The sequence below is a fragment of the Hafnia sp. HMSC23F03 genome (assembly GCF_001816025.1).
In the GTDB taxonomy this organism is placed as follows: domain Bacteria; phylum Pseudomonadota; class Gammaproteobacteria; order Enterobacterales; family Enterobacteriaceae; genus Hafnia; species Hafnia paralvei.
The window spans coordinates 42,840-52,787 of the sequence record NZ_KV824218.1 but is presented as its reverse complement, the minus strand read 5'-3'; the positions used below and the strand labels follow the sequence as shown (position 1 = coordinate 52,787).

Here is a 9,948-nt window from a genome sequence, read left to right as displayed (position 1 = left end):
CGGACGCCTACACAAATAATTATGTAGAAAGCCGGTGTATTAGGCGGACGAAACCTTCCACCTAGGATACATATTCTGGCGTACGCCTCCCCTCAACCAACAATCACCCAAAATCCGCCCCAATCACATCAATCCTATCCGTACAGATGCAATCCACACCCCAATCTAATAGTTCCCGCGCTCGTTTTGGGCTATTCACGGTATAAACCAGAATCCGTAAACCTGCGGCTTTAATGTCGGACACTCGCTCAGCGGTCAGTTCATTGTGGTCAATATGCAATGACACGCAGCCCAATCGCGTGGTCAGCGCCAGCCATTCTTCATCCCATTTTTCTAGCAGCAATCCCCTCGGTAGTTCTGGCACAGCTTGCTGCGCAGCCTCTAGAGATTCGACCGAAAACGACGACAGTAACGGTGCAATAGGATGCGTTGACCATAAATTCTTAGCGGCAAGCGCTATCACCCGCCCAGTTTCACTTTCTACGCCAGTGGTAGGCTTAATCTCGATATTCGCTGATAAGCCCAGCTCAAGGCAACGATCGGCCACCTGAGAAAGCAGAGGCAATGGTTCATCACGAAACTCTCGCCCATACCATCCCCCCGCATCTAGGCTGACCAGTTTTTCCCACGGCAAATCGCCAGCAACGCCCCAACCATTGGTGGTGCGCTCTAGGTTGTCATCATGTAATAGAAAAATCTCGCCATCAGCGCTCAACTTAGCATCAAACTCAATCATTTTATGGCCATACTCAGCGCCAATATCGATAGCCGCCAACGTATTTTCTGGTGCTAATTTACCACCGCCACGGTGGGCGACGATTTTTGGATAAGGCCACGTTATTGTCATGTTTTACTCCGCTACCGAGGGCTTCACTGCTCACTTATGGTTCAATACGTAAGCCCGTCGTTATATCAAAAAAGTGTAGATTTTCATGAGGTAGCACGACCTGTAGAGAACCACCTAACTCAGGTAAATCCTGATGCGGTAATCGCAGAATCACACCATGAGCCCCCCAGCGGCTATGTGCCAAGTTATCAGCGCCCAATAGCTCAAGTTGATTAACCGTAAAATCGCTTCCAGACTCATGCTCTGCCGCTCGGCGCAGGTGCTCGGGGCGAATGCCTAGGGTGAGCGTTTGACCCGCTAGTGCAGCGTTCGGCTGTTCGAAGCGTAGCTGTGGGCCATCGTTAACCTGAAAAAACAGGCCATCTGTGCTGATACAACCATCCAGCAAATTCATCGCAGGCGCGCCCATAAAGCCCGCCACAAAACGGCTAGCAGGACGATGGTAAATCTCCGTTGGTGTTCCAATCTGCTCAGCTACGCCCTTATTTAGCACAATGACACGCTGCGCTAAGGTCATCGCCTCTACCTGATCGTGAGTCACATACAGGCTGGTCGTTTTTAGGCGACGGTGCAACTGCTGTAACTCAAGTCGCATCTGAACGCGCAGTTTTGCATCAAGGTTGGACAAAGGTTCATCAAACAAAAACACCGCAGGCTCACGCACGATAGCACGCCCCATCGCCACCCGCTGACGCTGCCCGCCGGACAACTCACTCGGCTTGCGATTAAGCAACGACTGTAGCTCCAAAATGGCTGCGACCTCCTCCACTTTGGCACGGATGAGTTCTTTGCCCAGCCCGCGAATCTTCAGCCCATAAGCCATATTGTCGAACACGCTCATGTGCGGATAAAGTGCATAGTTTTGAAACACCATGGCTACGCCACGATCTTTGGGTTCCTTGTGAGTTACCCGGTCATCACCAATATAAATATCACCACTTGTCGTTTCTTCTAGACCAGCAACCATGCGGAGTAAGGTCGATTTACCACAGCCGGACGGCCCCACCATGACGATAAACTCGCCGTCGGCAACATCCAGATCGATACCTTTAATAATTGCGTTTTTGCCGTCATAGCTTTTGCTGACGGTCTGTAATTTTAAACGTGCCATTGTGTTATTTCTCGCTATCAACCAGACCACGGACGAACCAACGCTGCATCCCTAAGACCACCAGCAATGGCGGTAATAGAGTCATCAGCAGCGCGGCCATCACCAGTTGCCACTGCGTTGCGCTTTCTCCGCTAGAGATAGCGCTTTTAATCCCGGCGACCGCCGTTCCCATCGCCGGATCGCTCGTGATCAGCAATGGCCATAAATATTGATTCCAACCATAAATAAACGTAATCACAAACAACGCCGCTAAATTCGTTTTAGACAGTGGGAATACCACATCGCGGAAAAAACGCATTGGACCAGCACCGTCAATGCGAGCGGCCTCCAACAGTTCATGCGGCAGCGTCATAAAGAACTGACGGAATAGGAACGTTGCCGTAGCCGAAGCCATGAGCGGCAGAGTGAGCCCGGTATAACTATCCATCAGGTTTAAATTTGCCATCACCTCAACGGTAGGAAATATACGGACCTCAACGGGCAGCATCAGGGTAATGAATATCAGCCAAAAGAATAAGTTACGCAATGGAAAGCGAAAGTAGACAATCGCAAACGCCGATAGCATCGACACCGCAATTTTCCCAACAGTAATCACCAACGCCATAATAAAGCTATTCATTAACTGAATACCAAATGGCGCACCTGCGCTACCTACCCCTTGCTGCCAAACCTGCGTTATGTTGTGCCATAGCTGGGAGCCTGGAATGAGCGTCATCGGCACATCGAAGACCTGTTGCTTATCCAGCGTTGCAGCCACAAACGCCACATACAGCGGAAACAAAATCACGATTACACCCAAAATCAGCATGATATGGCAGAATATATCCAAGCCTTTACGGTTCTCAATCATTGATAACGTACCTTACGCTCAACATAGCGGAACTGAATCATGGTTAATGCAACCACAATCAGCATCAATACCACCGACTGTGCCGCCGAACTGGAAAGATCTAGCCCCGCAAAGCCTTCACGATAGATTTTGTAAATCAGCGTCGTGGTCGATTGTCCCGGCCCACCGCCGGTTGCCGCATCGATAACCGGAAACGTATCGAAAAATGCATAGACCAAATTGACCACCAGCAGGAAGAAACTCACTGGAGAAATCAGGGGAAGGACAATATGAAAGAAACGCCGAATCGGCCCTGCGCCATCAATGGCAGCGGCCTCAAGCAGCGACTTGGGGACTGACTGTAACGCCGCGAGGAAAAACAGGAAATTGTAGCTCACCTGTTTCCACACTGAAGCCAGAACCACCAAAAACATCGCCTGTCCGCTATTTTGGGCATGGTTCCAGCTATAGCCCATCACACCGAGAAAGTGCGAAACCAAACCCAGCCCAGGGTTAAAGAGAAACATCCACAGCACAGCAGCGATTGTGGGAGCCACAGCATAGGGCAGAATGAACAATGTTTGATAGAAACGGCGGCCACGTAAAATATGATTTACCAGCGCCGCGAAAAATAGCGACAACACTAGGCCAAAAAATGTCACCAAACCGCTAAACCACAACGTGGTGCGAAACGCGCTTAAGTAGTAGGGATCGTGCCATAGAGTGATAAAATTCTGCCAACCAACAAACTCGCTGGAAAGACCAAAAGGATCGAGGCTCTGCACCGAATACCACAGGGCTTCGCCTGCGGGCCACAAGAAGAAAATGGCGGTGATCAAAAGCTGTGGAGCAACCAGCGCATAGGGCAACCAGCTGCGTTTAAATGCGGGAGTTCGGGAACTCATAACACCTCAAATTTGCTGCAGAGTACAGATACCTCACCAACCGCCCTTTGGATTGAACGGCTGGAGAGGTAGAACCGATATTACTTAGCTGATTTTTCAAAACGCTCCAGCAGTTGATTGCCTCGCGATACCGCTTCATCCAGCGCTTGCTGTGGCGTTTTCTTACCTGTCCACACGCCTTCCAACTCTTCATCCACCACAGTACGAATTTGCGGCATATTGCCCAGACGTACACCTTTAGTGAAGGCTAATGGCGGCTTGTTTAGCATTTGGCGAGTCGCAACGTCAGCGCCCGGATTTTTGTCGTAGAAGCCCTGCTGTTTAGTCAACTCATAGGCTGCGGTCGTAATCGGCAGGTAGCCCGTTTTCTGGTGCCACTCGGCGGCAATCTCTGGCTTAGCCAAGAACTGGAAGAATTCAGCTACGCCCTTGTAGGTTTCAGGTTTTTTGCCGTTCATCACCCACAGGCTAGCTCCACCAATAATTGCATTTTGCGGGGCATTTTTAGCATCGGCGTCATACGGCATGAAAGCCACGCCATAGTTGAATTTTGCATACTGTTTGATATTGGCCAGCGAGCCAGAAGAGCCCGTCATCATGCCGCAGTCACCGTTATAGAATTTAGCGGTTGGCTCATCTTTACGGCCAAAGTAGCTAAAATCGCCTTTTTTGAGCATGTCTGACAGCAGCTGAATATGCTTAACCTGTGAAGGCTGGTTGAACTCTAAACGCGCTGACGGCCCACCAAATCCGTTGTTTTCGGTAGCAAAAGGAACTCCATTCCACGCACTAAAGTTTTCCAACTGCACCCAACCTTGCCAACCTGACGCGTAGCCACAACTCATACCGCTTGCGCGTAGCTTAGCCGCATCGGTAGCCAGCTCCTGCCAAGTTTTTGGTGGCTCATCAGGATTCAAACCTGCTTTCTTAAAGGCATCTTTGTTGTAATACAGAACGGGCGTAGAGCTGTTGAACGGCTGGGAAAGGAGCTGCCCCGTGGCGTTGTCGGCGTAGTAGCCCGCCACAGTGGGCACAAACTGGGATTCACCAAAAGGGATACCGGCCTCTTTAAATACCTGATACACAGGCTTCACGGCCTGTTTAGCTTGCATCATGGTTGCAGTGCCGACCTCATACACCTGCAAAATAGCGGGTGCCTTACCCGCACGGAAAGCGGCAATACCGGCAGCGAGACTTTGTTCATAATCACCTTTATAGACGGGTACAATTTTGTACTCATCTTGTGATTGGTTAAAACGCTGCGCGAGACTATCAACTTCCGTTCCTAGCTCTGCTTCCATCGAATGCCAAAATGGAATTTCAGTCACCGCTAATGCGGGTGCACTGAAGCAAAATATCACTGCTAAACTGCACATGCTGCGCTTTATTGTCATATTCATCATGCCAAATCCCCGTCAAATGAGTGTTATCACCGTAAAAGTTAAGTGATAAAGAACGTCTTATTTTCGGGATGTACCATGACATGCGCGTATGACAGAAATATAAACGCATCATGACAGAAATATTACATAATAATAAAATTAAAACTTTCCCACATTCAGTCAGTGGTTAATAATGCTAGGTTCTATTTGGTAATAAGGAAATCAATATGAATCCCAAAAACACCTATGCAAGTAATTACGCTCGTCTGGCGGCAAATAAAATCCATAGTAACGGTACTGAGCACCCTAAACTCTCCGCCCAAATGTGCTGGGACGCAGTAAAATACTGTGCGGTAAAAGCCAATATTATTAGTGAAGAAGAATCCAGAGTTCTTTCTGCCAAAACCTGTTTAGTTAATCGGTCTGATAAAATCATCAGTACACCACAGCAGATGAGCGCCTTACCGGCGGGATATGCAATAGGTTTCTTTGAAAAAGACACGATTATTCATGCCATGATCTCCACGGGTAGAGGCTTAGCCGCTGGCAATAAAAATAGCTGTGTTGGTGTAGGAAAGGATATAGGTTGGGAACTACTAGACTTAGAAAAAGGGTTAAGTTGGCGCGCGGATGGAAAAATAAACATCCCGAGAGGAATAGGTAAAAACAATACCATGGTTTATGCCGAAGCTGAAATACACGCACGATTACTTAGCGACCTAAAGCGTTAATATAATATCAGCTAAAGCACAATAAAAATATCAGTCCAAATACGGACATTTAGTTATTAAAACTCACCCACAATGTAATGTGTCATATTGTCTTTCACTATTACCGCTGTATTAATTCACACAGTGGTAATAGTGACCTCATTATTTAAATTGCTTAACCACCCAAATAGGCACTACGCACTGCGCTATTAGCCAGAAGCGCCGCCCCGCTATCTTCCAGCACAACATGACCGTTCTCCAACACATAGCCTCGATCCGCCAACTTAAGCGCCTGATTGGCGTTTTGCTCTACGAGAAAGATCGTCATGCCCTCTTCGCGCAGCTGTTGGATAGTATCGAATATTTGCAGAATGATGATAGGTGCCAGCCCCAGAGACGGCTCATCCAGCAGTAATAACTTAGGCTGACTCATCAGAGCGCGACCTATCGCTAGCATCTGCTGTTCTCCACCGGACATGGTTCCTGCGCGCTGAACACGACGCTCATGCAAGCGGGGAAATAAATCGTAAACTCGAGCGATACGTTCTTGATACTGATGACGATCGGCAAAAAATCCCCCCATCGCCAAATTCTCTTCCACGGTCATACGCGAAAATACGCGGCGGCCTTCCGGCACAATAGCAATCGCCTCACGCATGATGCGTGCGGTTTGCCAATCGGTAATATCCTGCCCGAGAAAGTTGATACGGCCTGCGGTAGCTCGAGGCTCGCCGCATAGCGTTCCCAGCAGCGTGGTTTTTCCAGCGCCGTTAGCACCAATCAGCGTCACGATTTCCCCCTGCTGAATATGGATGCTAACGTTGTGCAGCGCCTGAATTTTCCCGTAGTGGGCTGAGACGTTTTCTAATGTCAGCATGAACATGGCCCTCGTTCAAAATGACAACGGGTGTAGTTAAATAGCATAGGTTTACGCCTCTCCTAGATAAGCACGGATAACATCAGGATTATTACGTACCTCTTCCGGCGAGCCTTGCGCCAACGGCGTCCCCTGATTAACCACGTAAATCCGATCTGAAATATCCATCACCAGCTTCATGTCATGTTCAATCAACAGCACTGAAACCTGATGATGACGGCGTAAATCAGCGATGAGTTCGTTGAGTTCATCGGTTTCTTTTGGATTAAGACCGGCCGCTGGCTCGTCTAGCATCAGCAGCTCAGGCCGTGTCACCATGCAGCGTGCAATCTCCAAGCGCCGCTGCTGACCATAAGCCAAATTACCCGCCTGACGGTTGGCAAACTCTAGCAATCCAACACGCTCTAACCATACCGCGGCATGTTCCAATGCATCAGCTTCCGCACGGCGGAATTTAGGCGTTTTCAGTAAACCGGCAAACACACCGCTTTTGAGATGCTGATGCTGCGCCACCAACAAGTTTTCCACCACCGTCATCTCTTTGAAAAGGCGTACATGTTGGAAAGTGCGCACCATCCCCATACGCGCGATTTGCTGCCCTGCAAGCCCAGCTAATTCGCGATCGCGCAGTTTTATCGAGCCACTTGTTGGGCGATAGAAACCGGTCAGACAGTTAAATACCGTCGTTTTCCCTGCCCCGTTAGGCCCGATAAGAGAGACGATTTCCCCCTGATTGAGTATCAGAGCCACATTATTCACGGCGAGGAGGCCGCCAAACCGCATACAGAGATTGTTCACCAGCAACAGAGGTTGTGTACTCATGCTTGCCCTCCTTTGCGTGTGGCAAATTTCAGCTGAGGGCGTTTCATCGGCAGTAATCCTTGCGGACGCCAAATCATCATCAGCACCATTAATGCGCCAAGTAATAACATGCTGTATTCATTCAGATCGCGCATCAGTTCGCGAGAAACCACCAAAATCACCGCAGCAAGAATCACCGCAAACTGTGACCCCATACCACCAAGCACCACGATCGCCAGTACAAAAGCAGATTCAACAAAGGTGAAAGATTCTGGACTAACAAACCCTTGTCGTGCCGCAAACAACGTTCCAGCAAAACCGGCAAACGCCGCGCTGATGGTGAACGCCGTCAGCTTAATACGCGTTGGGCTTAGGCCTAATGAACGGCAGGCAATTTCGTCCTCTCGTAACGCTTCCCACGCCCGCCCAAGCGGCATGCGCAGTAATCGATTAATCACAAATAGCGTGATAACCACCAGCAACAGCGCCACCAGATATAAGAAGATGATGCGATCGCTTGGGTCGTATTTGAGGCCAAAGAATTCGTGGAATGAGCCCCATCCGCCGTCACGTACACTACGGTTGAATTCCAGGCCAAAGAAAGTAGGTTTTGGAATTTGGCTAATGCCGTTGGGTCCGCCGGTAATTTCCGTATTATTCAGCAGCAGGATACGTACAATTTCACCAAAGCCGAGCGTCACAATGGCCAGATAGTCACCGCGCAAACGCAATACCGGAAAACCTAACAGTAGCCCAAAGGCGGCGGCCACAATCCCCGCAATTGGCAAACTTTCCCAAAAACCAATTCCGTAATAATGGTTAAGCAACGCGTAGGTATAAGCACCGATAGCGTAGAAACCACCGTATCCCAGAACTAACAAGCCTGACAGACCGACAACGACGTTTAGCCCCAGTCCAAGCATCACGTAGATAAGCGTCAGCGTGGCAATATCCACGGTTCCACGCGATACCACAAACGGCCACACCACTGCCGCAATAAGAATAAGCATCAGCACCAGTTTTTGTTTTGGCGTTGAACCATCTAAGCTTGGCAGCACCAGAGTGGGGCCTGACACTTTTTTCAGTCCCTGCTGAATCAGCGGACGCATCAATTGGAAGAAAAAGACCACCACACAGCCCGCAGCAATCCATTCCCAACGTACAGAATCTGCCATATTGACGACCAGATGGGTGCCATCTAGCCCGAGCTGAACGCCCATGATAAACGATGCCAACACGAACATGGTGATGGTCGAAATAATCGCATTAACCAGATTGAGCTGTTTCATACTTTCTCAACCTCCGGCCGCCCCAAGATACCGGTAGGCATCACCAGTAGCACCACAATCAGTAACGCAAATGACACGACATCTTTATATTCGGTGCTGAGGTAAGCGGAAGTCAGCGCTTCTGCTACGCCGAGGATCAATCCACCGATCATCGCCCCAGGAATACTGCCGATCCCGCCTAATACCGCCGCAGTAAAGGCTTTCATCCCCGCCATAAAACCGATGTACGGATTGATAACGCCGTAGAACTGGCCGAGCAGCACACCCGCCACTGCCGCCATTGCTGCACCAATAACAAAAGTAAGAGAGATGACGCGATCGGTGCTAATGCCGAGCAGACTCGCCATTTTCAGATCTTCCGCACAGGCACGGCAGGCGCGTCCCATCCGCGAATAGCGGATAAACAGCGTTAGCGCCAACATCGCAAGAAACGTTACGACCCAGATGATGATCTGCATGGTGGAAATACTGGCGGAGAAACCATTACTTTCACCCAAGGTCCATTGTCCAGTCACCAGACGCGGCAATGCCAGATCGCGCGAGCCCTGCGTCAGGCTGACGTAGTTTTGCAAAAAAATGGACATTCCGATGGCAGAGATTAGCGCAATCAGACGCTTTGAAGAACGCACGGGCTTATAAGCAACGCGCTCAATACTCCAGCCGTAGGCGCTCGTAATCACAATAGCGACGATGAAAGCCGCGCCAATCAGTAGCCAGCTAGCATCAATGCCCAGCATCATCAGCGCCGCAATAACGATAAAGGAGACATAGCTGCCGATCATATATACCTCGCCGTGGGCGAAGTTGATCATGCCAATAATGCCGTAAACCATGGTGTAACCAATGGCGATCAGCGCGTATGTGCTCCCCAGCGTAACGCCGTTGAACATCTGCTGAATGAAATAGAGAAACTGTTCTGACATACCCTATCCTCATACCACATAAGGGCTTAGTGATGGTGTTACAACGTTGTTCTAATCCCGCCCGCCAAAACCTCGGAGTAAGGTTTCACCCCCCTATTTATCGCGCATTCATCGATAACCTAGGTGTATGGGCAAAGACCGCGAGCGAGTGGTCTCTGCACTCGCTCGCTTTATTCGAGATGCCATTTTCGCTCTGGGTCAGCATGCGCCATGTTTGGCACTTTCGACCCTCACGCCGACACGGTGTCGGCGTAGCGCATTCAACTAAGGCATC

At 49.7% G+C, this 9,948-nt stretch carries 10 protein-coding genes; 1 reads left to right on the top strand and 9 read right to left on the bottom strand.

Annotation, left to right across the window (positions count from 1 at the left end):
- Positions 1–103: 103 nt before the first annotated feature.
- The 5 genes from ugpQ to ugpB all read right to left on the bottom strand — a co-directional run bounded on the left by ugpQ (position 104) and on the right by ugpB (position 5,095).
- Positions 104–847: a glycerophosphodiester phosphodiesterase gene (gene ugpQ, locus HMPREF3091_RS09765; RefSeq protein WP_004090652.1), complete on the bottom strand. Its 744-nt coding sequence runs from the start codon at positions 845–847 to the stop codon at positions 104–106.
- 34 nt (positions 848–881) lie between these two features.
- A complete protein-coding gene (locus tag HMPREF3091_RS09760) occupies positions 882–1,958 on the bottom strand; it encodes a sn-glycerol-3-phosphate import ATP-binding protein UgpC (protein WP_070715551.1) in 1,077 nt (358 codons plus the stop codon).
- Between the two features lie 4 nt (positions 1,959–1,962).
- Positions 1,963–2,808 (bottom strand): sn-glycerol-3-phosphate ABC transporter permease UgpE, encoded by an 846-nt coding sequence (ugpE, locus tag HMPREF3091_RS09755; RefSeq protein WP_004090656.1) that lies wholly within the window; start codon positions 2,806–2,808, stop codon positions 1,963–1,965.
- The gene (gene ugpA / locus HMPREF3091_RS09750; RefSeq protein ID WP_008815659.1) at positions 2,805–3,692 is read right to left on the bottom strand and encodes a sn-glycerol-3-phosphate ABC transporter permease UgpA; all 888 of its coding nucleotides are present in this window, start codon (positions 3,690–3,692) and stop codon (positions 2,805–2,807) included. The genes ugpE and ugpA overlap by 4 nt, the downstream gene beginning before the upstream one ends.
- A gap of 80 nt (positions 3,693–3,772) precedes the next feature.
- Positions 3,773–5,095, bottom strand: a complete 1,323-nt coding sequence (ugpB, locus tag HMPREF3091_RS09745) for a sn-glycerol-3-phosphate ABC transporter substrate-binding protein UgpB (RefSeq protein WP_070715550.1) — start codon at positions 5,093–5,095, stop codon at positions 3,773–3,775.
- Between the two features lie 206 nt (positions 5,096–5,301).
- Here ugpB and HMPREF3091_RS09740 point away from each other — a divergent pair, with 206 nt between their 5' ends.
- The gene (locus HMPREF3091_RS09740; RefSeq protein ID WP_070715548.1) at positions 5,302–5,805 is read left to right on the top strand and encodes a hypothetical protein; all 504 of its coding nucleotides are present in this window, start codon (positions 5,302–5,304) and stop codon (positions 5,803–5,805) included.
- A 154-nt stretch (positions 5,806–5,959) separates the two neighbouring features.
- On the opposite strand, the gene livF is transcribed toward HMPREF3091_RS09740, so the two are convergent.
- The 4 genes from livF to livH are packed head-to-tail and all read right to left on the bottom strand — an operon-like array spanning position 5,960 to position 9,674.
- Positions 5,960–6,667, bottom strand: coding sequence for a high-affinity branched-chain amino acid ABC transporter ATP-binding protein LivF (gene livF, locus HMPREF3091_RS09735; RefSeq protein ID WP_004090664.1), 708 nt, complete (start codon positions 6,665–6,667; stop codon positions 5,960–5,962).
- Between the two features lie 45 nt (positions 6,668–6,712).
- Positions 6,713–7,483: a high-affinity branched-chain amino acid ABC transporter ATP-binding protein LivG gene (livG, locus tag HMPREF3091_RS09730; RefSeq protein WP_070715546.1), complete on the bottom strand. Its 771-nt coding sequence runs from the start codon at positions 7,481–7,483 to the stop codon at positions 6,713–6,715.
- Positions 7,480–8,751 (bottom strand): high-affinity branched-chain amino acid ABC transporter permease LivM, encoded by a 1,272-nt coding sequence (locus HMPREF3091_RS09725; RefSeq protein WP_004090668.1) that lies wholly within the window; start codon positions 8,749–8,751, stop codon positions 7,480–7,482. Before HMPREF3091_RS09725 ends, livG begins: the two co-directional genes overlap by 4 nt.
- The gene (livH, locus tag HMPREF3091_RS09720; protein ID WP_004090669.1) at positions 8,748–9,674 is read right to left on the bottom strand and encodes a high-affinity branched-chain amino acid ABC transporter permease LivH; all 927 of its coding nucleotides are present in this window, start codon (positions 9,672–9,674) and stop codon (positions 8,748–8,750) included. Before livH ends, HMPREF3091_RS09725 begins: the two co-directional genes overlap by 4 nt.
- Positions 9,675–9,948: the final 274 nt, after the last annotated feature.